We start from the raw sequence: 20,427 nt of genomic DNA on the forward strand, positions 1-20,427 counted from the left end.
GGCCGACAGCGTCGACGCGGAGCTCCTCCCGCAGGGTCTGGACACTCCCGGCCACTCGATCCTGGTCCTGGAGAGCGCGGGAGTGGAGATCGGGACCGGTTGGCTGAAACACCACCACATCCCGGGTGTGACCTTCGGCTTTTCACTGGAGATCGATGCGGAGCACCGCGGCCGGGGGTACGGCAGGGCCGCGATGGCGGTGGGGGAGCGGGCCACCGTCGAGGCCGGCGACTCAGCCCTGATGTTCAACGTGTTCGGCGGCAACGACGTGGCGATGAACCTGTACACCAGCGCCGGCTACCGGGTGGTCGCAGAGGCCCGGTCCATCGAGCTGCCCCCGGGGACCGGGCTCGACCTCCCCGTCGCAGGATCAGGACCCTGACGTCGCTCCTCCACCACCGACAGGGCGGTGCGGTGGCCCAGTTGCACCGCTCCGGAGCCGACCCGGATCCGTTCGGTCGCGGCCGCGACCAGCTGGATCAGCAGCGCCGGGGACACTCCGGCGACACCGGTGGTGAGGTGGTGTTCCGCCAGCCAATACCGCGCGTACCCGGCGGCCTCGGCGTGCTGCGCCAGGTCGACGGTGTTCCGCAGTGCCTGGGCTGCGGACGAGCCCGAGCTGATGGGTGCGAGGTCGAGGACGGACAGCGGTACGGATCGCGCGGTGGCTTCCGTACCTGCGGCGGCGTCCGGTTCCGCAGAGCTGCTCATGCGGCGGTTCCTCCTGCGAGCGTGGGGTGAGCGGCGGTGGGGTGGGTATTCACCGGACCTCAGTGCCACGGTGGGTCGGGTATCTCCCGGCGCAGCACGGGGGCGATGTCCAGGGTCGCGTAGTCCTCGTAGGCGCGCACCAGGTCGAGCAGGTTCAGCGTGGTCACCGCGGTGAACAGCCGGATGCGGGAGGTGAGCGCGGCGATATGGCTCAGGACCACGGGCGGGGAGGAGGAGATGAAGGGGCGCTCATGGCGTTCGCCGACCCCGAATCCGTCGAAGCCGGGTTCCTCGGCGAGCAGCGCGTTGCCGGTCACTTCGCGGCAGCGGTCGCTGGTCGGCTTCTGCACGCCGGTGCGCGGATCGGGGGCGTGCACGATCAGCGTGATGGCCAGGAACTTCACGACGCCGCCCGCTGCGTCCCGGTCGTGCTCGCTGTACTCGCTGTGCTCTTCGCGCTGTTCCTGGCATCGGGCCGGTCCAGGCCGAGATGGTCGCGAAGGGTGGCGCCCTCGTAGTCGTGCCGGAAGACGCCGCGTTCCTGGAGCAGTGGGACGACCGTGTCGGCGAACTCGTCGAGTCCGCCCGGGGTGACGTGGGGCACGAGGATGAAGCCGTCGCTCGCGTCGGCCTGGACGAAGGCGTTGATGGTGCCGGCGACGGTTGACGGGGAACCGACGAAGGTCTGGCGTCCGGTGGTCTCGATCACCAGCTCGCGGATCGAGAGCCCGCCGGCCTCGGCCTTCTGCCGCCATTCCTTGGCGGTGGCCAGCGGATCCTTGAACATCTGCACGCTGGCCCGCCCCCGCGCGACGGTGTGTTCTCCGAGCGCGGGGTCGATGTCGGGCAGTGGTCCGTCCGGGTCGTAGCCGGAGAGGTCGCGGTTCCACAGCTGTTCCAGGTATTTGATCGCGGTCTGCCCGCTGACCTGGGCGCGTCGTACCTCGCGTGCGCGTTCCTGCGCCTCGGCGTCGGTGTCGCCGAGCACGAAGGTCGCGGCGGGGAGGATCAGCAGCTCGTCCCGCGTCCGGTGGTGGCGGGCGAGGCGGTTCTTGACGTCGGTGTAGAAGGCCCTGCCCGCGTCGAGAGTGCTGTGGCGGCTGAAGATCGCGTCGGCGGTGGCGGCCGCGAACTCGCGTCCCTCCTCGGAATCGCCCGCCTGGAAGATGACGGGACGCCCCTGCGCGCTGCGGGGGACGTTGAACTGCCCGGCTATGTCGAAGTGCTGGTCACGGTGGTGGAACGCGCCGGCCTTCGGATCGCGGAGGAACCGGCCGCTCTCCTTGTCGGCGATGATCTCGTCGTCCTGCCAGGAGTCGAACAACTCCCAGGAGGTGCGCAGGAATTGCTCGGCGCGCGAGTAGCGGTCCTCCTGTGCGAGGAATCCGCCGCGCCGGAAGTTCTCGCCGGTGAACGCGTCCCAGGAGGTGACGACGTTCCAGGCCGCGCGTCCATCGGAGAGATGGTCGAGGCTGGCGAACTGGCGGGCGACCTCGTACGGCTCGTTGAAGGTGGAGTTGATCGTGCCGGTCAGTCCGATCCGTTCGGTCACGGCGGCGAGTGCGGCCAGCACGGTGAAGGTGTCGGGGCGTCCGACGACGTCGAGGTCGTAGATCTCGCCGCCCTGCTCGCGCAGCCGCAGGCCCTCGGCGAGGAAGAGGAAGTCGAACTTGGCCCGTTCGGCGGTACGCGCGAAGTGCGCGAACGAGCTGAACTCGATGTGGCTGCCGGCCTTCGGATCGCTCCACACGGTGGTGTTGTTGACGCCGGGGAAGTGGGCCGCGAGATGGATCTGCTTACGAGGCTTGCTCATGGTCGGTCGGATCCCTCCGGCTCAGGCGCTGGCGGTGCTGGTGCTGGTGCTGGTGGCGGCGGCGTAGCGGTTGGCGGGGCGCGGGAGTCCGAGCAGCCCGCGCAGGGTTCCGGCTCCGTACGACCGGCGGAAGGCGCCCCGGGCCTGGAGTTCCGGCACCAGGCCGCGGGTGATCGCCCGCAGGTCGTGGCCGATGGTGGCGGGGCGTAGCCGGAAGCCGGTGAGACCGGCCCGGCGCCACTCCAGCAGCAGGTCCGCCAGTTGTGACGGTGTCCCGGCGAACACTTCGGCGTCGCTCGCGGCGGACTCGCCGGCGAGGGCGTCGAGCCGGTCCCGGCGCGCCTCGGCGGTCGACCGCTCCTGATCGAGGAAGACCACCAGATCACCGAAGACATGCACGGTCTCCGCGCCCCGGCCCGCGGTCTCCTGCTCGGAGCGGATCTCGGCGACGATCGATCGGGCCTGGTCGGCATCGCGCGGAGTGACATAGCCGATGTCGGTCGCACGTGCTACCAGCCGGTGCGGCACGGTCGCGTGGGCGAGCACGCTCACCACGGGCTGTCCCTGCGGCGGACGCGGGGTGATCGAGGGGCCCTTGACGCTGAAGTGCCGGCCCTGGAAGTCGATGTAGTGCAGCTTGTCCCGGTCGATGAAACGGCCGGTGGCCACATCCCGGATCTCCGCGTCGTCCTCCCAGCTGTCCCACAGCCGGCGCACCACCTCGACGTAGTCGGCCGCCTCGTCGAACAGCTCGGTGACCAGCTCCTGCGTCTGCGGCAGGCCCGACTCCTCGACGCGGAACGGCGGGAAGGTGCGGCGACCGAAGTGCGCGGCCTGCTGCGGCTGCGCCGACACCTGGACGCGCAGCCCGGCCCGGCCGGAGCTGACGTAGTCGAGGGTGGCGATCGCCTTCGAGAGGTGGAACGGCTCGGTGTGGGTGGCGACCACGGTCGGGACCAGACCGATGTGGCGGGTCAGCGGAGCGACCCGGGCCGCGATGAGGACCGCGTCCAGCCGCCCGCGTACCTGGTCGGTGCGCCCGTCCGGCCCGGTGTGGTCGGAGGACTGCGGTGCGAGGGAGTCCTCGAAGGTCACGAAGTCGAGCAGCCCGCGTTCGGCCTCGATGACCGCGTCGGCCCAGTAGCGGGCGCCGAACAGGTCCTGGGGACGGGCTTCGGGTTCCCGCCAGGCGGCGGGGTGCCAGCCCGCGCCGTCGAGCGCGACGGCGAGGTTCAGCGGATTCAGGGATGCGGACATGGCGTAACTGCCTTCCTGATCGACCGTATGTGAACGCACCGCCGTGTGGGGGTGGTACGTCAGCAGGGAGTCAGATCAGCGGCAACAGAGTGCGCCGGCCACCCGTAGGAGATCGATGTGCTGGCGCCCGTACAGATGGACGACGGGCCCGCGGGGATGGAGAGTGCCGGTGACGACCCGGTCGAATGAAGTCCGCACTGTCGTCACCTCTCTCCGGCTCGAACGGCCCCTGACCGTAATGGAGCCGCTTTGTTGCTGACGCTCGTAACCTGCTCAAGACGCTATCCCGCGGGTGTCGCCGGGCGCCCAGCGGCGAGGCGTTCAACGCGATCAGCCTGGACGCGGCGACGGGCCGGCCGGCGAACCCGATGATCAACGCGGGGGCCATCGCGGTCACGGCCCTGGTGCCCGCCGCGGACGCCGGCGCGCGGTTCGCCCGGATCCGGGACTGTCTCAGCGCCTTCGCCGGACGCCGGCTGGGCTTCGACGAGTACGTCTACCGGTCGGAAGTGGCCACCGGGCACCGCAACCGGGCCCTGGCCCATCTGATGCGCGCGGCCGGATCGCTGCGGGGTGACCCGGTCGAGGCGGTGGAGACGTACTTCCGGCAGTGCGCGGTGCTGGCCACCGTGACCGACCTCGCGGTGATGGCGGCGACGCTCGCCAACGGCGGGGTGAACCCGATGACCGGCGTGGCCGTCGTACCGGAGCCGGTGGCGGTCCAGGTGCTGTCCGTGATGGCCACCTGCGGGATGTACGACGCGGCCGGCGAGTGGATGCTGCGGGTGGGGCTTCCCGCGAAGAGCGGGGTGTCCGGCGGTCTGGTCGCCGCCAGTCCGGCCCGCTTCGGTCTGGGGGTGCACAGCCCGCCGCTGGACGCCTCCGGCAATCCGGTCCGGGGGGTGGCGGCCCTGCGCGAGCTGTCGGGACGCCTCGGACTGCATCTGATGCACAACGCCGCGCCGGGAGCGGCCACGGTGACGGCGGCCACCACGGCGGGGCAGGCGCGGTCGGACCGTCCCAGGACACCGAACGACAACGCGGTGCTCCAGCGCCACGGCGACCGGATCGCGCTCGTGGCGGCCCAGGGTGCATTGGACTTCACCGCGGCGGAGCGCGTGCTGTACGCACTGGGGCAGAGCACTCCGGCCGTGCCCGGCTGGGTGGTCCTCGACCTCGAGCGGGTGACGGCGGTCGACGCCACCGCCGGGGCGATGCTGGAACGGGCGCTGGCGCTGCTGGCCGAGCGCGGTCATGACGTCGGCGTCACCGGGACGTTCCTGAAGGCCGGTTCATGGCGGCGGGCCGCCACCCGGGATCTGGCGCTGGCACGAGCCGAGGACGCGCTGCTGGCCTCCGCAGCGGCCGGCTGAACGACGTCCCGGCCGCTCCCGGCCGCCCGCGACGAGTTCGCCGAACGCGGCGTGCGCGCTCAGGACCGCCCAGAGCGTGCCTGAGCTTGCCTGAGTGATGCCGATCGCGCCCCCGACGGGCGCTCTATGCCGGTCGCACGGGCACATAGCTGAGGATGATCATGCCGGCACTGTGCACCTCGGTGCCGTTCAGAGTGAACTTGGTCTGGAGCGCGTCACGGTAGAGCAGATCGTCCGGCTTGGCCTTCCCCGACAGGACGGGGTGCAGCCAGACCCGGAACTCGTCCAGCAGCCCGTTGTCCAGCAACAGCCGCGTCACCGGGCCGAAGCCGTACTGCAGGATGTTCCCGCCGGGCCGCTCCTTCAGCTTCCGCACCTCGGCCACCACGTCACCGCTGATCACGCTGGTGTTCTCCCAGTCGGGTTCGCGCAGCGTGGACGAGACGACGTACTTCTTGATGCCGTTCATCCGGTCGGCGAACTCGTCGGCTCCCGCGCGCCCGGACCATGCCGGGGCGAACCCTTCATAGGTCTTCCGGCCCATGATCAGGGCGTCGCTGCTGACGAGCTGGGCTGTGGCGGCCTTGCCGGCCTCCTCGCCGAAATAGTCCATGTGCCAGTCCTGCATGTTCGTCATGTCGCCGTCGAGGGTCACATACGTGGCGTTGATGATCTTTCTCATGACGCTGGGTCCTCCGTTGTCGGTCTGCGCGCTTTCCTGGGGTAGACGCCCGCGAAGATCCGAACTTATCGGTGCCCGGAGGGAAATCTTCGGCGACCCGGCCTCAGCGAATGGGGGGAGCGGCCTCAGTGGTGGGAGCGGCTCCAGGTGACCGCCCAGCCCGCGAGTCCCGCCGCCAGGCCGAGGGCGCGCCGCCCGCGGTGAGGCGCCGGGGCCAGCGGCTGTCGCCGTCCGGCGGCTCGTCCGGTCTCTCTTCGGCCTCCCGGTTCTGCTCCGGGGGCGAGTCGGAGGACCGCAGTTGCGCCACGACGTAGTCGGGAGCGCCTCCCAGCGCATCGCGCCGCCCTCGCCACGGGAGGCTGTGAAAGCCGGGGGATTCTCCGGGCTCCTCTCGAAGGCCAGCAGCTCCGCGACCAGCTTGTACAGGACGAATTGCGCGGCCGAAGCGTCATCGGTGACCGCGTTGACGCTCCGCTTGCGGAAGGTCTTCTGTAGCCGGCGGGCCTTGCGCAGCTCCGAAGGCGGGATGTTCACGGCGCTCGCGACGGCTCCCGTGCTGGAGGAGAGGACAGGAAAGCGGCGACCAGGTGCACGGGCACACGGATGCCCCGGGTGGCCAGCAGGGTCGACAGCGGTGTCGCGACCGACGACGCGATGATCCGGGTGAGATCCCCGAAGAATCCCCGCCGTTCACCCCGCGCCTCACGCCTGGCGCGGTCCCGCTCGGCCTTCGCGACCCCGTACGCGCGGGCCACCAGATCGGGCAGTACGGCCGCGAAGGCCACATCCCGTTGAGCGGCCTCGGCCGGGCGTTGTCCCGCTTGTGCATCCCTCCGTCGGCCCCGAGGAAGGCGAACTCGCGGCCCACGGAACTGACGGGTATCAGCCGTATGCGTCCCGGAGGAACCGGCATCCCGCGGATCTGCCAGTCCCTTCTGCTCCTGGCCAGGGTCGCGAAGTCCGGGCGCTCCATCAGGCGTTCATGGATCTGCCGCAGCGAGTAGTGGCCGGCCAGCAGATCCCACTTGGTGATGACGAAGCGGATGGGTCCCTCGCAGTCCTGCATGAGCGAGAACACCTCGGCACCGCACAATGGTGACACCGCCGCCGCGGCCATGGGCGTGGAGCCACAGCGGGGACAGCGGCTACGGTGAGGGTGTGTCCGAGACCGAGACCTGGACGCGGACCGATCCCGGTGTCCTCCGCCTTCCCTCCGGACGACTGGTCCGGGGCCGTGCGCTGCGCCGGCCCCTGCCGGCCGGGCCGACGCCCGCCTTCGCCGTCCATCTGCTGGGCAAGCAGCCGCCCGAGGTCCCCTGGGAGGCGCGGTGGCTGCGGTGGCCGGACTTCTGGCTGCCCAGCAGCCGTTCCCAGGCCCAAGCCGTCCTCGGCGAGGCCTGGGCGCGTGCCGGAACCGAACGCGTCGAGATCGCCTGCGGCGGCGGCCGTGGACGAACCGGCACGGCTCTGGCCTGCCTCGCCGTCCTCGACGGCGTGCCGGCCGGCCAAGCGGTGGAGTTCGTGCGCCGCCACTACGACGCACACGCCGTGGAAACCCCCTGGCAACGGCGTTACGTGCACCGCTTCACGCCCTGACGCCGCCGCGAGGTCAGGCCCCGACCGTCCCGTCGATGCCTTCGCGCAGGAAGTCGGCATGGCCGTTGTGCCGGGTGTGCTCGACGTGTACACAGGGCAGCTCTCGTCGCTGGCGGAGGCGAGTGGGGCGCGCTCGAGGCGGCACACATGGCGGCGGCCGTCGACCGTCCGCCGGACGAGGCCGGTGCGCTCGAGCACTTGGGCTTCGACGCGGCCGCCAGCGACATCGTCAGCGGTTCGGCGAGTTCACCGACGGTCAGTTCGCCGTCGGCGAGCCTGCTGAGCATCTCGCGACGGGCCCCGGTTGCGAGCGCGTGGAACACCGCGTGCATCCCGGCTTCTTCCTCAACCATACGGTTGAGGGTCGGGTGGTTCACGGCGACGTGGTTCACGGCGGCAACGTTCGCTGCGAGCGGCGTCCGGGTTAGGCGGTCAGCCGCGACGCTTCGGCGACGGAGTCCGGGTCCGGCCCTCCGGGGCGGCTCCGTCGGCCCCGCCGGCTTCACCGGTCGACGCAGCCGCGTGGCACGCGCCGCGGCCGTCGGCGCGGGCGACGATCCGGCTCGCCTCGATGCGGACTGCGGCTTCGGTTCCGTCGCTGACGGCGGGTACGCCGGCCGCCGCGGCGAGGACGCCCGCCTCGTCGAACACCACCTGCAGGTGCGGCCATGCCGAGGGCGGGAAGGCCTGGCGCAGGCAGCCGCAGAGGTCGGCGACGGCCAGCCGCGCCAGCGGTGCCAGTTCGGCGGGGTCCCCGGTGACCAGGACGGCGGTGACCGTCGCCCCGGGTGGCGCGGCCCGTACCGCCTCCTCGACAGCCTCGAGACGGTGCAGTCCGAGGATCGCCACCACGCCGTCGTCCACGAGCCGCGCGGGCTCGCCGCGCACCGCGTCCGCCGCGCCCGGCGGGGACCACGGCTCGTCGGCCGGCCACGCCTGCGTGATCACATGCGGGGGCGGCCACCAGTCGTTGAGCTCGAGGCCGGCCAGCTGCTCGCAGGCGCTGACGACGTTGAAGGGCTCGATGAATCCGGGCGCGGCGGCGGCCATCTGGCTCGCGCCGTGCAGGGTCGTCAGCACGGCCTCCGCGACTCGCACCAGACTGCCGGTCGGCGTGCCGGGCGGCCGCAGACCCTCCAGGGCCAGCCCGAGCAGAAGCGCGTCCAATTTCATCAGCTGCGCGAACGGCCGCCGGATCCGGTCCTCGGCGAGGACTTCGGGCATCACGTACATACCGAGCCGGGCCGGGCCGTGCTGCTCATCGGTGTCGGCGAGCGGGAGCCGGGCGACCCAGGCGCGGGCGAGCGCGCCGAGCGTCTCGCGGGCGGTGCGGCCCGGCTCCGAGTGCGGCGGTTCCGGCGCGCGCTCGGCGAGATCGGCCAGGACCGCGAAGTACAGGGCCCGTTTACTGGGGAAGTTGGAGTAGACCGCGCCACGGGTGAGCCCGGCGCGCTCGGCGATGCGGTCCACCTTCGCGTCGCGGAAACCGCGCGCGGCGTATTCGTCCCTGGCCGCGGCCAGAACCTTGGCGCGATTGTGCTCCTGCAGCTCCACCCTGCTGGGCCGGCCCATCGTCCTCACTCTTGCCTTCACGTCGCGTTCGTCGCGGTTCAAGATACCTTGACCATTCAGATGTTGACGTCATATGGTCTCGGCATTCGAATGACGCTCACCCGAGTGGACCCGGCCGCGCGAAGCGGTCGCGCCGACTCCCGGGGCCGGCCCTCACAGCAGCCCGGCCTGCACAACCGTTGAGGAGACATTTCCGCGTGGCACGCATCGGTGACGGCGGCGGCGACCTGCTGAAGTGCACGTTCTGCGGGAAGAGCCAGCAGCAGGTCAAGAAGCTGATCGCGGGGCCGAGCGATATCTGCATCTGCGACGAATGCGTCGGGCTCTGCAACGAGCTGATCGAGGAGGAGCTCAACGAGCCCTCCGGGGGCGCCTTGCAGGACGTGCCGAAACCGCGGGAGATCCACGAGTTCCTCGGGCAGTACGTCATCGGGCAGGAGGGCGCCAAGAAGGCACTCTCGGTGGCCGTCTACAACCACTACAAACGCGTCCGGGCGCGGGCGGCCGGTACCGGGTCGCATGCCGCGCGGGAAGAGCCGGTAGAGATCGGCAAGTCCAACATCCTGCTGATCGGCCCGACCGGCTGTGGCAAGACGTATCTCGTCCAGACACTCGCCCGGATGCTCGACGTCCCGTTCGCGATCGCCGACGCCACGGCGCTCACCGAGGCGGGTTACGTCGGCGAGGACGTCGAGAACATCCTGCTCAAGCTGCTCCAGTCGGCCGACAACGACGTCAAGAAGGCCGAGACCGGCATCGTCTACATCGACGAGATCGACAAGATCGCGCGCAAGGGCGAGAGTACGTCGATCACCCGCGATGTCTCCGGTGAGGGCGTCCAGCAGGCGCTGCTGAAGCTCCTGGAGGGCACGACCGCCTCGGTGCCGCCGCAGGGCGGCCGCAAGCACCCCCAACAGGAGTCCATCCAGATCGACACGAGCAATGTGCTGTTCATCGTCGGCGGTGCGTTCGCCGGTCTGGAGCGGATCATCGAGCAGCGGGACAGCCGCAAGGGCATCGGGTTCGGCGCCGTGCTCCGAACCAAGGAGGAGCAGGAGAGCGAGGACGTGCTCGCGGGGGTCGTGCCCGCGGACCTGGTGACGTTCGGGCTGATTCCGGAGATCGTCGGCCGGCTCCCGGTGGTGTCGACCGTTCAGCCGCTGGACCGGACGGCGTTGACGCGGATCCTCACCGAGCCGCGCAACGCGCTGATCAAGCAGTACCAGAAGCTCTTCGCGATCGACGGTGTCGAGCTGGAGTTCACCGAGGACGCGATCGGCGCGATCGCCGAACAGGCACTGCTGCGCCGCACCGGCGCCCGGGCGGCCCGCACCATCCTCGAAGAGGTCCTGCTCCATGTGATGTACGAGGTGCCGAGCCGGAACGATGTGGCCCGCGTCGTGGTCAGCCGGGACACGGTGCTCGACAACGTCAACCCGACCCTGGTGCCGCGTGAGCTGCCCGACGGCACGGGGGAGCGCCGCGAGAGGTCCGCCTGAGGTGTCCGCGTCCCCGGTCCCGGAGCCGGGACGTTCTGACTACTGTGGACCCGGTGTTCACCCCCCAAGGACCCATGTTCCGCGAGCTGACGGTGCAGGCGCTCACCTCCATCGAGCGCGGCTACGACCTCCTGGCCCCGAAATTCGATCACACCCCGTTCCGCACCCCTGATCGTTTCCTGGACGCGGCCGCCGGCACCCTGCGCACCCTCGGCCCGTTCGAGGCGGGCCTCGACGTCTGCTGCGGCACGGGCGCCGGCGTTCGGGTATTGCGGCCCCTGTGCCGGGAACGGGTCACCGGAGTCGACTTCAGCGCCGGGATGCTGGCTGCCGCCCAGGAGGCCGTCGCTGGGGAGGGGACGCCGGCGGTGGAGTGGGTGCGGGCTGATGTCCGCGCCCTGCCGTTCACCGGTGCCTTCGACCTGGCAGTGAGTTTCGGGGCGTTCGGGCACTTCCTGCCCGCCGAGCGGCCCAAGCTGTTCGCAGAGGTCCACCGGTCACTGCGGCCGGGCGGGCTCTTCGCCTTCCCCCTGGGCGCGCCTCAGCCCTTCCGCTCCCCGCTGTACTGGGCGCTGCTCGGCTTCGACTCGGTGATGCGCGCCCGCAATCTGCTGTGGCGCCCGCAGTTCGTCATGTACTACCGGACCTTCCCGCTGCGGGGTGTGCGCGACGATCTGGTCAGGGCCGGGTTCACGGTGCGGCTGCTGCCGCTCGAGGAGTTCGGCCGCCGCGAGGACGGCAGCCCCAACTGGCGGCTGGTCGTGGCCCGCCGGATATGACCACGACCGGCTCCTTGACCGCGCCTACTGGGAGAAGTCCTGGGTGAGCCAGACGGTGCCGGAACCGTCCCGGGTGACGGCGATGCCGATGTGGGTGAAGGAGGAGCTCAGGATGTTCCGGCGGTGACCGTCGTTGGGCGGTCGCTCGTCGAGCATGCCCTGGGTGAGGTTGACCGCCATCGTCGCCATGGCCTGCTCGGTGGCCGAGACCGGGCCGCCTTCGCCGATGTTCTCGCCCGCAGAGGACCACTGCACGCCCTGGGCCCGCTCGCGGTCACCGAACGCGGGCTCGCCGGGGCACTGGTGGGAGAGCCCGCAACCGCTGAGCATCACCTGGTTGTGCCCGGCGGCGCTGCGGTTCAGTCCGGCGCTGAGGAGGTAGGCGGGCAGCCCCTGGTCGGCCCGGGCTTTGTTGATCAGGGCCAGCACCTGCTGCGCCGCATCGCCGGAGGCGGGGGGCCGGGACGGGGTGGTGGAAGGAACTGGCTTTGTCGGCGTCGGGACCGGACGGGTCGTCGGCGTGTGACGCGGGGGTATGCGGGAGGGTGTCGCCGTCGGGTGCGTGGGGCGTGTCTCCGGTGTCCGCGGCGGGGTGGCGGGCGACGTCGGGGGCGCTCCGGATCCAGCGGTGGGCGTATCGGTGGTGGGCTGCGAGGAGGTGTGGGTGGCGCCGCCGCCGATGCAGGCGAAGGCGGTCCCACCGCCCAGCGCGGCGATGACGGCGGCTCCGATGACGGCCTTGCGCAGGCGGGGCCGGCGCGGAGCGCGGTGCTGCGGCGCGGAGTCACCGGGAGAACCGGCGCGGCGATGAGAACTCATGGGGAGAAACCCTCGGGAATCGGCAGTGCGGGGTTCCCGGCGCGGCACACGAGTGTGGGGGGAGGTGGCCACGCCGGGAAGCTGTCGGGCCCGGCCGGAAGGTTCGCGATACGACGACCGGGCGAGATCGAACCTAGATGCTTTCCGTTCGGTTCACACTGCGCGACGGGAACCTTAGATTCCCCTAAGGTTCCCCGCAGGTGCCGCTCGGTTCAGCGCCCGGCACGACTACCAGGAGACTTCGCGCGTGACCGCCTGTGGCTGGGGGTGGATGGTGCCCGTGGTCTCCGAGCGGTGGTTCGCGCTGGAGAAGGTCACGGTCAACGTGTCCGGTGCGGACTGAGCGGTGCTGGTGGTGAATCCGGGCGCCGGCACCGCGGAGACCAGGCAGATGGCATCGGCGCCCATGTTGAAGGTCACCTGGCCGCCCATGGACTGCATGGTGTGCACCCCCGCCCCGCCCCGGCAGGTGTATCCCGCGCCCTGGACGGCGGCCGGGACCGGCGTCGTCGGGCGAGCGGTGGTGGCCCGGGGGGAAGGAGCAGGCGGCGTGGTGGGGGAGGGGGAAGCGTTCGGCGCGGAGGTGGCGGGGCCGATGAGACCCGGAGTGGGGGTCGGCGTGGTGAACACCGTCGGAAGCGCGTGGGCGGTCGGCGGAAGGGCGGCGGTGGAATGCACCACAAAGCGCACGGCGAGGAAGGCCGCGGTCACGGTCAGAGCCGTACAGCACAGCCAGATCATGAGATAGCGCAGAGACCGGGGCACCGCACCATCATGGCCGATCCGTTACGGTGTGCCGCATGTCCAGCGTCCTTGTCGTCGAAGACGACCCCGCCATACGCGCGGCACTGATCGAGATCCTGACCGGTGACGGCCACATGGTGCGCAGTGCGGCCGACGGATTCAGCGGACTGCGAGAGGTGACGCAGGGACATTTGGACGCGGTGATCCTGGACCTGGGACTGCCCGATCTGGACGGAAGTGACGCGCTGCGCATGATCCGTGGGATCTCGCAGGTGCCGGTGCTCGTGGTGACCGCCCGTGACGAGGACTCCGAGATCATCCGGCTGCTCAACGCGGGAGCCGACGACTATCTCGTCAAGCCCTTCTCCAGCGGGCAGCTGATCGCGCGCCTGACCGCGGTGCTGCGGCGCGTCGGCAGGGCCGGCGTCGGGGTGCCGGGCGGCCTGCACGAAGGACCGTCGGCGGCGCAGGGTCCGATCTCGATCGGTGAGCTGCAGGTGGACGCCATGGCCCGCACGGCACATCTGCTCGGGCGGGAACTCCACCTGACGCGGCGCGAGTTCGACCTGCTCGCCTACCTGGCGAGCAATGCCGGCTGCGTCGTCTCCAAACGCAGGATCCTGACCGAGGTGTGGCGCGAGTCGTATGTCGACGACGCGACCATCGACGTGCACCTGTCCGCGCTGCGTCGCAAACTCGGTGAACGGGCGGCCCGTCCGCGATATCTCCACACGGTGCGCGGAGTCGGCATCAAACTGGTGACGCCGCCGTGAGACGCACTCTGGCAGGGGTGGCGCTGGCGGTCACCTCCATGGTGGCCCTGTCCTTCCTGATACCCCTCGCCCTGCTGGTGCGTTCCGAGGCCCGCAACCAGGCGATCACCGCCGCCGAACAGCGGGCCGCGGCCCTGGCTCCCGTGCTCGCTCTCACCGCTGACGTTCCCGATCTGCGCCAGGCCATCTCCGTCCTGGCTCCGGGCGACGAGCTGAGCGTTCACCTTCCGTCCGGCGCGCTCGTCGGACCCACCCATACGCCCGCCTCGCTGCTGGTGCGCGCCGCGCGGGACGGCGAGGCCATCGCGCAGAACCGGCCGGACGGATGGGTCTACCTCCAGCCGGTCGTGCTGGGTCCGCAGCGGGTGGCGGTGATCGAGGAGTTCGTCCCGCAGGGTCGGCTCACCCGGGGGGTGGCCGCCTCCTGGGGAGCGATGACCCTGCTCGCGCTGGCCCTGGTCGTCGGCTCCACGCTCGTCGCGGACCGGCTCGCGGCCCGGGTGGTGCGCTCCTCCCACAACCTCTCCCGCGCCTCCCACGCCCTGGGCCGCGGAGACCTCAACACCCGCGTGGACCCGATGGGACCACCTGAACTGTACGAAGCCGGCCTGGCCTTCAACGCCATGGCCGACCGGATGCTGGAGCTGCTCGCCGTCGAACGCGAGCTGGTGGCAGACCTCTCCCACCGCCTTCGAACGCCCCTGACCGCCCTGCGGCTGGCCGCCGACCGGATGGGACCGACCACGGACGCGGAACGCATCGCCGCAGCGATCCACCACCTCGACTCGGAACTGCACTCCATCATCACCGCCGCCCGCACCCCGCTGGCGGTGGGACCGATGGGATGGGGCCTGCGATCCCTCGCGGATCCAGCCGCTCCCGGCCGGTTCGGCGCTCAGGGACCACCCGCCGCGGGCTGTGCGGCCGCCGCGGTGATCCGGCGCAAAGCCGGCTTCTGGGCCGTGCTGGCCGAACAGCAACGCCGCCCCTTCCAGGTGGACATCACCGTTGAGGACGCCCTGATCGAGCTGCCCGAGGACGACCTCGCGGCCGTGCTCGACGCCCTGGTCGGCAACGTGTTCCGGCACACCGCGCCCGGCACCGCGTTCGCGGTGCGCCTGGAGCGGAGCGCACAGACCGTGGCCCTCGTCGTCGAGGACGCCGGCCCTGGCATCCCGGATCCGGGCGGCGCCGTGGCGCGGGGAGTCAGCACCGTCTCCACCGGCCTCGGACTGGACATCGCCCACCGGGCGGCGGCGGCGACCCGGGGGACCGTGGACATCACCCGCGGCCGCCTGGGCGGCACTCAGGTCGAGGTGACCTTCGGACTCGCCGCCGCACACAGCCGCGGAGCGCGCACCAAACGCCGACGCCGTCCCGGCGTCTCCTCCGGACGCGCACGACCGCGATGGTGGCCCGTGCGATGACGCCAGGCGGAGCCCCGACTCAGCCGTCGAGGTCCTTCAGGGCTTCGTCGAACGATCGTCCAGACGTTGACCGCCTGAACGCGGTCGCCGGCGCGCACGGACCGCCACGAGTTCCCAGCCGAGCTCCGGCTCATCGGACTCCATATCCAGCCCGCTGTCCAACAACCCCGGATCATCGATCAGTTGGAGGACGTGGTCGACAAGGTCGTGCTGCATCTGCCGCACCACGTCGGTCAGATCGTCCGGATCCACGCCGCATGCCGCCTGGGCCGTCGCCAGGGCCGTCGCCGGAGCTGGGGGCATCAGCCCTGCGAGGCCAGTGCGACCAGCGAAGCCATCGTGTCGGGCCAGTCGGCGGTGATGCCCGGGCCGATCTGCGGGCCGGCTTCGTCGGCGCCGGTGCCGGTGATCTCCATCCGGTACACGACGCGGATCCGGTTCGGGCCGACCGGTTCGATCCGGTGAATGGTCCGCAGCAGCAGCTCGTCGAAGCGGGCCTCATCGATGAACCGTTCGCCCTCGACCGCCTCCGCGACGCGCAGCAGGACCGGATCGTCCCCGGGCGGGGTCATCGAGATCTGCGCGCCGGCCGCGAACGGACCACTGATCTCGACCTTTTCGATCTCGGCGTTCCAGGTGCCCCAGTTCTCGACGTCGGCCCAGAGCCGCCAGATCGCCTGGGGGGTGGCGGTGGTCTCGATGCTGTGCTCGTACTCCCACATGAGTGGCCTCCTCGCTCGGTTAATCTACGCATAGATTATATGCGCGCATGCTATTAGTCCAGAGGTGCGCGGCCCTCATTCGCCATCCCGGCGTGCTCTCGCCGCACCCTACGGACCCCCTGCGGGAGAGCAGGTGCGGCCGTCGGCGGGGCCTGGGCGCGGGGGATTCGCCCAGGTGGGCGAGGCGGGTGCGGGTGGCGCGTGTTGGTTTCCAGGGATCTCCCGGAACAGCGATGATTTCCGACCTGCGCAACGGTCAGTACAGGTGCAGGGCCGGAACACCGACGACGCCAGGAGAGCGCCATGCCGCGGATCACGCCCAACCTTTGGTTCGACACCCAGAGTGAGGAGGCCGCCGAGTTCTATGTCTCGGTGTTCCCGAACTCGGAGATCAAGAGCATCACCCACTACGGCGAGGCCGGTCCGGGAGTGCCCGGCTCCGTGCTGACCGTCGACTTCGTGCTTGACGGCCAGCAGTACACCGCGATCAACGGCGGCCCCCAGTTCACCTTCGACGAGGCGATCTCGTTGCTGATCAACTGCGCCGACCAGGACGAGATCGACTACTACTGGGACAAACTCTCCGAGGGCGGCTCGGAGGGTCCGTGCGGCTGGCTGAAGGACAAGTACGGACTGTCCTGGCAGGTCGTCCCCGGCGGGATGAACGAATTGCTGAACGATCCGGACCAGGCACGCGGCCAACGGGCCATGAAAGCGGTGCTCGGCATGAAGAAGCTCGATGTGGCCGCGATCCAGGCCGCCGCCGACCAGGCCTAGGGCCGGTCCGCGACGTCCCGAGGTGAGACCGCCGCGGGGCGCTCGTCCCGGGCGAAGAGCACGATCGCCTCGGGCAAGCGCCCCGCTGCGGTCAAACGCCGTCCCAGGGCGCAAATCCTCGTGGTGGCAGCGGGGTTGACCGCGGTTGCTAGGGTTCGGCGGTGTCTGATTCCTCGCGCGATTCAGCGGCTGGTGCCGGATGGCACGGCCAGCAGCCCGGCCGGTTCAGAAGCCTGATGCCGGCCGGGGTCACCAAACTCTCGTGGCTGAATCCGGCCACCCTCTGGAGCGCGCGCAACGGGCCGCTCGCCTCGTTGCTGGGCGACCCGACCAACGACGACCGGAGGCGCTGGGTCGCCCGGCAACGAGGCGAGCAGCCCGACCGCGGGAGCTCCCCGGATTTCGTGATCGAGCGTGACGACCCGGAGTCGTACTCCTTCATGCTCATAGCGGACACCGGTGAGGGCGACGCCCCGCAGTACGCCGTGGTGCCCGGGTTTCTGGAGGCAGGCGCGGGAACCCGGTTCGCGGTTCTTTCGAGTGACGTGATCTACCCTGTCGGCAGCGTCAATGACTACGGTCCCAAGTTCTTCCAGCCGTACAAGGACTACGACGCCCCGATCTACGCCGTGCCCGGCAACCACGACTGGTACGACGGCCTGACGGGATTCATGCGGGTCTTCTGCGACGCTCCGGCACTGCCGCCGGCCGCTCGCCCGAAGCCCTTGTCGGCGGGCTGGTGGCGGGGGCTGCTGTGGAAGAGCTCTGACGTCGCCGACGAGCGGCGGCTGGACGAGGCGCGGCTCCTGAGGTCCGCTCCGGCACAGCAGGCGATGCAGCCCGGCCCGTACTGGGCCATTGATTCAGGGCCGTTGCGCATCATCGGCATCGATACCGGGCTGCTCGGCTCCATCGACAAGGAGCAGGGAGAGTGGCTGCGCCGCGTCTCCCAGGGGCCCGGACCCAAGATCCTGGTCACCGGTTCGCCTATCTACGTGGACGACAAATACCACCCCTGCGCCATCGAGGGCGGCGGCACCGTCGATGAGATCGTCCGCAACCCGGCCTGTCACTATGTGGCGGCGATCGGTGGCGACATACACAACTACCAGCACTATCCGGTCAACGTCGACGGGCGCACCATCGAGTACATCGTCTGCGGGGGCGGCGGGGCGTTCATGCACGCCACCCACACCATCCCGCGGGTCGCGGTGGCCGGAGTCACCGAGCAGGACTTCCGCTGCTACCCCCTGCGCGGCGACTCCCTGGCCTTCTACAGCAAGGTCTATGGACGACGGCTGCGGATGAAACGATTCTTCGAACTCACCGCGGAGCAGGCGTCAGCGGTGATCGCCAAGCGGTTCGGCATCCCCCCGACCCGTACGGCGAACGCCCCGGTGACGCTGCGCGCGAGGCTCGTCGCCACCCTCCTCGGTGTGCCGTCCCGCCCGCACGGCAGGTCGTGGTTCCGGCTCCCGGTCCACAAGATCTACTCGCGGGTCTTCTCTTCCAGCTCCGCGAGCTACTCCCCGCCGTTCTTCAAGAGCTTCCTCCGCCTGGACGTCACCCCGGGCAGCCTACGGATCCGGTGCTTCGCCGCCACCGGATACCCCGAGCAGGAGATCGCCCCGCCGGTCGAGGACGAGATCACCATTCCGCTCGGCTGAGCGGCTCCGCGAGAGGCGGCCGAAAACCGCCGTCCACGGTTTTCCCCCGTGCTCCCGTGCGGAACAGACAGTTCGGGCCACCCTCTCCGCATCGTCGGCGAAAGCCGACAGCATGAGGGGCGGCGACCGTCCGCAGCGGCGGCCCCGGCCTCATGTCGTTGCGCCCGTTAGGAGATACGAGCCCATGACCGAAAGCACGACCATGGTGGTCCTGGTCCCCGACAACGACGACTTCATCGTCCGGTTCACCTCACTCGACGAACTGCTGCTGACGCCGCTGTCGGGGGCCGAGGAGCACGCGGAAGCGGGCGGACAGGACGTGTGGCGGCTGCCCGCCACGTTCCCCGCGAGGGCTGCTCAAGGGGCCTGGTACCGGATCTGGCTGGCCATACCGGAGGCGGTACGGCTGTGGCAGGCGCGTGATCGCGACGAGCAGCCGCCGAACCGCCAGGCGCGGCGGCTGTTCGCGCCGGAGGGCGGGCACGAGCACATGCCGTTCTACCCCGTGACCGTGAACAGCGCCGACCTGAAGACCCTGCGCACCGCACACGCCGCGCTCATCAAGGCGCTCATCGCCGGTGATGAGGAGGACGACGACCTGCGGGAACTGCTGGACCAGCTCGCCGACGGCGAGGAGGCCACCGCCGAGAAGCTCGTCGGCCTCCTCGCCCTCACTCTGGACGTCCTCACCTTCGACACCGCCGACAGCCAGGTGCTGATCGCCGAGGTGACCGCCGCCGGCCCCGGCGCGAGCGTCACGCTGACCAGGGCCGGCGAAGCCGCGTACCGGCGGCTGGCCGTCCACTACAACCAGCTGATCTCCGGAGGCAACGCCCGGGACCTCCAGCGCTACTGAACTACCAGGCGGCGCCGGCTATCTGTTTCGTGGTGGCGTTGAGACGGTTGAAGAGGTTGGTGACGCCGATCATGAGGACCAGGGCGGCGAGCTGCTGCTCGTCGAAGTGGGTGGCACGCCCGGCCATGGGCCGACGCCCAGCCACCCCGCATTCGCCCTCGGGCCGCCGCGGTGGCATCATCCCGACCCATGGCGTCAGACAACTCATCCCGGTTCCCAGCGGGTCGGACGGCACTGGTCATCAAGGTTCCCGAGGCGGAGCCACTCGTGGGGGCGTGGCGACAGCGGTTCGATCCCGCCATGGAGGCCGGGGTTCCGGCGCATGTGACGGTGCTGTACCCGTTCCTGGACCGTGAACGGATCGATGTCCGTGAGGTCGAGGCCCTGGAGGAGGTGTTCGGTGCGCACGCCGCCTTCGACCTGAGCTTCCACCAATGCGGGCGTTTCCCCGATCTGCTCTACCTCGCTCCGGAGCCCACCGGCGGCCTTCGGGCGCTCACCAGTGCGGTGGCCGACCGATGGCCGGAAGCGCCACCTTACGGTGGCCGGTACGCGGACGTCGTACCGCACTTGACCGTCGCCTACAGCCCGGATCCGAGCGTATTCAACACGATCGAAGCCGACCTGACAGCCGGGCTTCCCGTCGTCGCGCGGGTCTCCTCGGTTCAGTTGGTGGTCAGTGACGGCGAGAAGTGGCACAACGCGGAGACGTTCTCGCTACGAGGATGAAGTGCGCGCGTCCCCACCGGGTGCGCCACCGGGCCGACCCCCGCCGACCCGCGCCGGGCGCCTGAGGTGCGACACACCATCCGGCGGGTGGCCGGGTACCCGGTGCGGTGCACGGCCGGGCGGGGGTGCACGGCCGAGTGGTCCGGCGATGCGGACCGCTGAGGGCGCTGAGGGCGGCGAGGGCGGCGAGGGTCATGCCGGGGTGGCTGATTCCAGGACCTCCAGATAGTGCGGGTTGGACATGACGCCCAGGATGTTCCCGAAGGGATCGACCACCGAGGCGGTCCTGAACCCCTCCCCGCGCTCGATGGGCGCTTCGTGTTCCTTCGCTCCCCTGGACAGCAGTTTCTCGAGCGTCGCTGACACGTCGTCGACGTGCCAGTAGATGACGGCGCCGGCCGGGCCGGCCGTCGTACCGCCGGGCGCGTAGCGGCTGTCGATCAGACCCAACTCGTGCTGGTAGTCCCCGAGGCGGAACTCGACGTATCCCGGGCGCTCGAAGTAGGGGTTGATGCCCAGCAGATCGGCGTACCAGCTCTTCGCCGCTGCCAGATCGGATGCCCAGAAACTGACGGTCGCAAGTCCTCGCAACATCTGAGTGCCCTTCCCTGTGCCAGGTGGTGGATTCCGG

General features: G+C 70.3%; 23 protein-coding genes and 3 pseudogenes. 11 read left to right on the forward strand and 15 right to left on the reverse strand.

Annotated elements, in window-relative coordinates; genetic code table 11:
* Positions 1–82: 82 nt before the first annotated feature.
* Positions 83–382, forward strand: coding sequence for a GNAT family N-acetyltransferase (locus tag QMK24_RS19220; protein ID WP_283467489.1), 300 nt, complete (start codon positions 83–85; stop codon positions 380–382).
* Here QMK24_RS19220 and QMK24_RS19225 read toward each other — a convergent pair.
* From QMK24_RS19225 to QMK24_RS41855, 5 genes and pseudogenes are all read right to left on the reverse strand, one after another.
* Complete coding sequence (locus QMK24_RS19225) at positions 298–711, reverse strand: LLM class flavin-dependent oxidoreductase (RefSeq protein WP_502962622.1); 414 nt, start codon at positions 709–711, stop codon at positions 298–300. The two genes, QMK24_RS19220 and QMK24_RS19225, sit on opposite strands and share 85 nt — an antisense overlap.
* A 107-nt stretch (positions 712–818) precedes the next feature.
* Positions 819–1,115: pseudogene (locus QMK24_RS19230) on the reverse strand (LLM class flavin-dependent oxidoreductase); the annotation flags it as partial.
* Positions 1,112–2,524, reverse strand: coding sequence for an NtaA/DmoA family FMN-dependent monooxygenase (locus tag QMK24_RS19235; RefSeq protein WP_283467490.1), 1,413 nt, complete (start codon positions 2,522–2,524; stop codon positions 1,112–1,114). The pseudogene QMK24_RS19230 and the gene QMK24_RS19235, both read right to left, overlap by 4 nt.
* A gap of 21 nt (positions 2,525–2,545) precedes the next feature.
* Complete coding sequence (locus QMK24_RS19240; protein WP_283467492.1) at positions 2,546–3,781, reverse strand: LLM class flavin-dependent oxidoreductase; 1,236 nt, start codon at positions 3,779–3,781, stop codon at positions 2,546–2,548.
* 75 nt (positions 3,782–3,856) lie between these two features.
* Positions 3,857–3,988 (reverse strand): putative leader peptide, encoded by a 132-nt coding sequence (locus QMK24_RS41855; protein ID WP_502989156.1) that lies wholly within the window; start codon positions 3,986–3,988, stop codon positions 3,857–3,859.
* A gap of 62 nt (positions 3,989–4,050) precedes the next feature.
* Here QMK24_RS41855 and QMK24_RS19245 point away from each other — a divergent pair, with 62 nt between their 5' ends.
* Positions 4,051–5,154 (forward strand): glutaminase, encoded by a 1,104-nt coding sequence (locus QMK24_RS19245; protein ID WP_283467574.1) that lies wholly within the window; start codon positions 4,051–4,053, stop codon positions 5,152–5,154.
* 124 nt (positions 5,155–5,278) lie between these two features.
* Here QMK24_RS19245 and QMK24_RS19250 read toward each other — a convergent pair whose 3' ends face one another.
* Both QMK24_RS19250 and QMK24_RS19255 read right to left on the reverse strand, forming a co-directional pair.
* Positions 5,279–5,836, reverse strand: a complete 558-nt coding sequence (locus tag QMK24_RS19250) for a dihydrofolate reductase family protein (RefSeq protein ID WP_283467493.1) — start codon at positions 5,834–5,836, stop codon at positions 5,279–5,281.
* A gap of 530 nt (positions 5,837–6,366) precedes the next feature.
* Positions 6,367–6,621: a hypothetical protein gene (locus tag QMK24_RS19255; protein WP_283467494.1), complete on the reverse strand. Its 255-nt coding sequence runs from the start codon at positions 6,619–6,621 to the stop codon at positions 6,367–6,369.
* A gap of 373 nt (positions 6,622–6,994) precedes the next feature.
* Here QMK24_RS19255 and QMK24_RS19260 point away from each other — a divergent pair, with 373 nt between their 5' ends.
* The gene (locus QMK24_RS19260) at positions 6,995–7,432 is read left to right on the forward strand and encodes a phosphatase domain-containing protein (RefSeq protein WP_283467496.1); all 438 of its coding nucleotides are present in this window, start codon (positions 6,995–6,997) and stop codon (positions 7,430–7,432) included.
* Between the two features lie 13 nt (positions 7,433–7,445).
* On the opposite strand, the pseudogene QMK24_RS19265 reads toward QMK24_RS19260, so the two are convergent.
* Together QMK24_RS19265 and QMK24_RS19270 are read right to left on the reverse strand one after the other, a co-directional pair.
* Positions 7,446–7,637: pseudogene (locus tag QMK24_RS19265) on the reverse strand (mycothiol transferase); the annotation flags it as partial.
* A gap of 227 nt (positions 7,638–7,864) precedes the next feature.
* Positions 7,865–9,004 (reverse strand): TetR/AcrR family transcriptional regulator, encoded by a 1,140-nt coding sequence (locus tag QMK24_RS19270; RefSeq protein ID WP_283467497.1) that lies wholly within the window; start codon positions 9,002–9,004, stop codon positions 7,865–7,867.
* A gap of 197 nt (positions 9,005–9,201) precedes the next feature.
* On the opposite strand from QMK24_RS19270, the gene clpX reads away from it, so the two are divergent.
* Both clpX and QMK24_RS19280 read left to right on the forward strand, forming a co-directional pair.
* Positions 9,202–10,503, forward strand: a complete 1,302-nt coding sequence (gene clpX / locus QMK24_RS19275; RefSeq protein ID WP_283467500.1) for an ATP-dependent Clp protease ATP-binding subunit ClpX — start codon at positions 9,202–9,204, stop codon at positions 10,501–10,503.
* Between the two features lie 53 nt (positions 10,504–10,556).
* A complete protein-coding gene (locus tag QMK24_RS19280; protein ID WP_283467501.1) occupies positions 10,557–11,282 on the forward strand; it encodes a class I SAM-dependent methyltransferase in 726 nt (241 codons plus the stop codon).
* Between the two features lie 24 nt (positions 11,283–11,306).
* Here the strand turns inward: QMK24_RS19280 and QMK24_RS19285 are convergent, their stop codons facing one another.
* Positions 11,307–12,101, reverse strand: a complete 795-nt coding sequence (locus QMK24_RS19285) for a CAP domain-containing protein (RefSeq protein WP_283467502.1) — start codon at positions 12,099–12,101, stop codon at positions 11,307–11,309.
* 228 nt (positions 12,102–12,329) lie between these two features.
* Positions 12,330–12,866, reverse strand: coding sequence for a hypothetical protein (locus QMK24_RS19290; protein WP_283467503.1), 537 nt, complete (start codon positions 12,864–12,866; stop codon positions 12,330–12,332).
* 35 nt (positions 12,867–12,901) lie between these two features.
* Between QMK24_RS19290 and QMK24_RS19295 the strand changes: the two genes are divergently transcribed.
* A complete protein-coding gene (locus QMK24_RS19295; RefSeq protein WP_283467505.1) occupies positions 12,902–13,618 on the forward strand; it encodes a response regulator transcription factor in 717 nt (238 codons plus the stop codon).
* The gene (locus tag QMK24_RS19300; RefSeq protein ID WP_283467506.1) at positions 13,615–15,045 is read left to right on the forward strand and encodes a sensor histidine kinase; all 1,431 of its coding nucleotides are present in this window, start codon (positions 13,615–13,617) and stop codon (positions 15,043–15,045) included. Before QMK24_RS19295 ends, QMK24_RS19300 begins: the two co-directional genes overlap by 4 nt.
* Before the next feature lie 36 nt (positions 15,046–15,081).
* On the opposite strand, the gene QMK24_RS19305 is transcribed toward QMK24_RS19300, so the two are convergent.
* Together QMK24_RS19305 and QMK24_RS19310 are read right to left on the reverse strand one after the other, a co-directional pair.
* A complete protein-coding gene (locus QMK24_RS19305) occupies positions 15,082–15,297 on the reverse strand; it encodes a hypothetical protein (protein WP_283467507.1) in 216 nt (71 codons plus the stop codon).
* A gap of 50 nt (positions 15,298–15,347) precedes the next feature.
* Positions 15,348–15,767, reverse strand: a complete 420-nt coding sequence (locus QMK24_RS19310; protein WP_283467508.1) for an SRPBCC family protein — start codon at positions 15,765–15,767, stop codon at positions 15,348–15,350.
* A 303-nt stretch (positions 15,768–16,070) separates the two neighbouring features.
* Here QMK24_RS19310 and QMK24_RS19315 point away from each other — a divergent pair, with 303 nt between their 5' ends.
* The 3 genes from QMK24_RS19315 to QMK24_RS19325 all read left to right on the forward strand — a co-directional run bounded on the left by QMK24_RS19315 (position 16,071) and on the right by QMK24_RS19325 (position 19,067).
* Positions 16,071–16,544, forward strand: a complete 474-nt coding sequence (locus tag QMK24_RS19315; protein ID WP_283467509.1) for a VOC family protein — start codon at positions 16,071–16,073, stop codon at positions 16,542–16,544.
* A gap of 161 nt (positions 16,545–16,705) precedes the next feature.
* Positions 16,706–18,211: a metallophosphoesterase family protein gene (locus QMK24_RS19320; protein WP_283467511.1), complete on the forward strand. Its 1,506-nt coding sequence runs from the start codon at positions 16,706–16,708 to the stop codon at positions 18,209–18,211.
* A gap of 184 nt (positions 18,212–18,395) precedes the next feature.
* The gene (locus QMK24_RS19325; protein ID WP_283467512.1) at positions 18,396–19,067 is read left to right on the forward strand and encodes a hypothetical protein; all 672 of its coding nucleotides are present in this window, start codon (positions 18,396–18,398) and stop codon (positions 19,065–19,067) included.
* Position 19,068: 1 nt separating this feature from the next.
* Here QMK24_RS19325 and QMK24_RS19330 read toward each other — a convergent pair.
* Positions 19,069–19,182: pseudogene (locus QMK24_RS19330) on the reverse strand (carboxymuconolactone decarboxylase family protein); the annotation flags it as partial.
* A 74-nt stretch (positions 19,183–19,256) separates the two neighbouring features.
* Between QMK24_RS19330 and QMK24_RS19335 the strand changes: the two are divergent.
* Positions 19,257–19,796, forward strand: coding sequence for a 2'-5' RNA ligase family protein (locus QMK24_RS19335; RefSeq protein WP_283467513.1), 540 nt, complete (start codon positions 19,257–19,259; stop codon positions 19,794–19,796).
* A gap of 192 nt (positions 19,797–19,988) precedes the next feature.
* Here the strand turns inward: QMK24_RS19335 and QMK24_RS19340 are convergent, their stop codons facing one another.
* The gene (locus QMK24_RS19340) at positions 19,989–20,390 is read right to left on the reverse strand and encodes a VOC family protein (RefSeq protein ID WP_283467515.1); all 402 of its coding nucleotides are present in this window, start codon (positions 20,388–20,390) and stop codon (positions 19,989–19,991) included.
* Positions 20,391–20,427 lie beyond the last annotated feature (37 nt).

It is taken from the genome of Streptomyces sp. PH10-H1, assembly GCF_030063355.1.
Classification (GTDB): Bacteria; Actinomycetota; Actinomycetes; order Streptomycetales; family Streptomycetaceae; genus Actinacidiphila.

Bases quoted from the DNA above. Each gene is read 5' to 3' on its own strand.
- QMK24_RS19225 (WP_502962622.1), bottom strand. From the start codon at position 711: ATGAGCAGCTCTGCGGAACCGGACGCCGCCGCAGGTACGGAAGCCACC.
- QMK24_RS19235 (WP_283467490.1), bottom strand. From the start codon at position 2,524: ATGAGCAAGCCTCGTAAGCAGATCCATCTCGCGGCCCACTTCCCCGGC.
- QMK24_RS19240 (WP_283467492.1), bottom strand. From the start codon at position 3,781: ATGTCCGCATCCCTGAATCCGCTGAACCTCGCCGTCGCGCTCGACGGC.
- QMK24_RS19250 (WP_283467493.1), bottom strand. From the start codon at position 5,836: ATGAGAAAGATCATCAACGCCACGTATGTGACCCTCGACGGCGACATG.
- QMK24_RS19270 (WP_283467497.1), bottom strand. From the start codon at position 9,004: ATGGGCCGGCCCAGCAGGGTGGAGCTGCAGGAGCACAATCGCGCCAAG.
- QMK24_RS19285 (WP_283467502.1), bottom strand. From the start codon at position 12,101: ATGAGTTCTCATCGCCGCGCCGGTTCTCCCGGTGACTCCGCGCCGCAG.
- QMK24_RS19295 (WP_283467505.1), top strand. From the start codon at position 12,902: ATGTCCAGCGTCCTTGTCGTCGAAGACGACCCCGCCATACGCGCGGCA.
- QMK24_RS19310 (WP_283467508.1), bottom strand. From the start codon at position 15,767: ATGTGGGAGTACGAGCACAGCATCGAGACCACCGCCACCCCCCAGGCG.
- QMK24_RS19315 (WP_283467509.1), top strand. From the start codon at position 16,071: ATGCCGCGGATCACGCCCAACCTTTGGTTCGACACCCAGAGTGAGGAG.
- QMK24_RS19325 (WP_283467512.1), top strand. From the start codon at position 18,396: ATGACCGAAAGCACGACCATGGTGGTCCTGGTCCCCGACAACGACGAC.
- QMK24_RS19335 (WP_283467513.1), top strand. From the start codon at position 19,257: ATGGCGTCAGACAACTCATCCCGGTTCCCAGCGGGTCGGACGGCACTG.
- QMK24_RS19340 (WP_283467515.1), bottom strand. From the start codon at position 20,390: ATGTTGCGAGGACTTGCGACCGTCAGTTTCTGGGCATCCGATCTGGCA.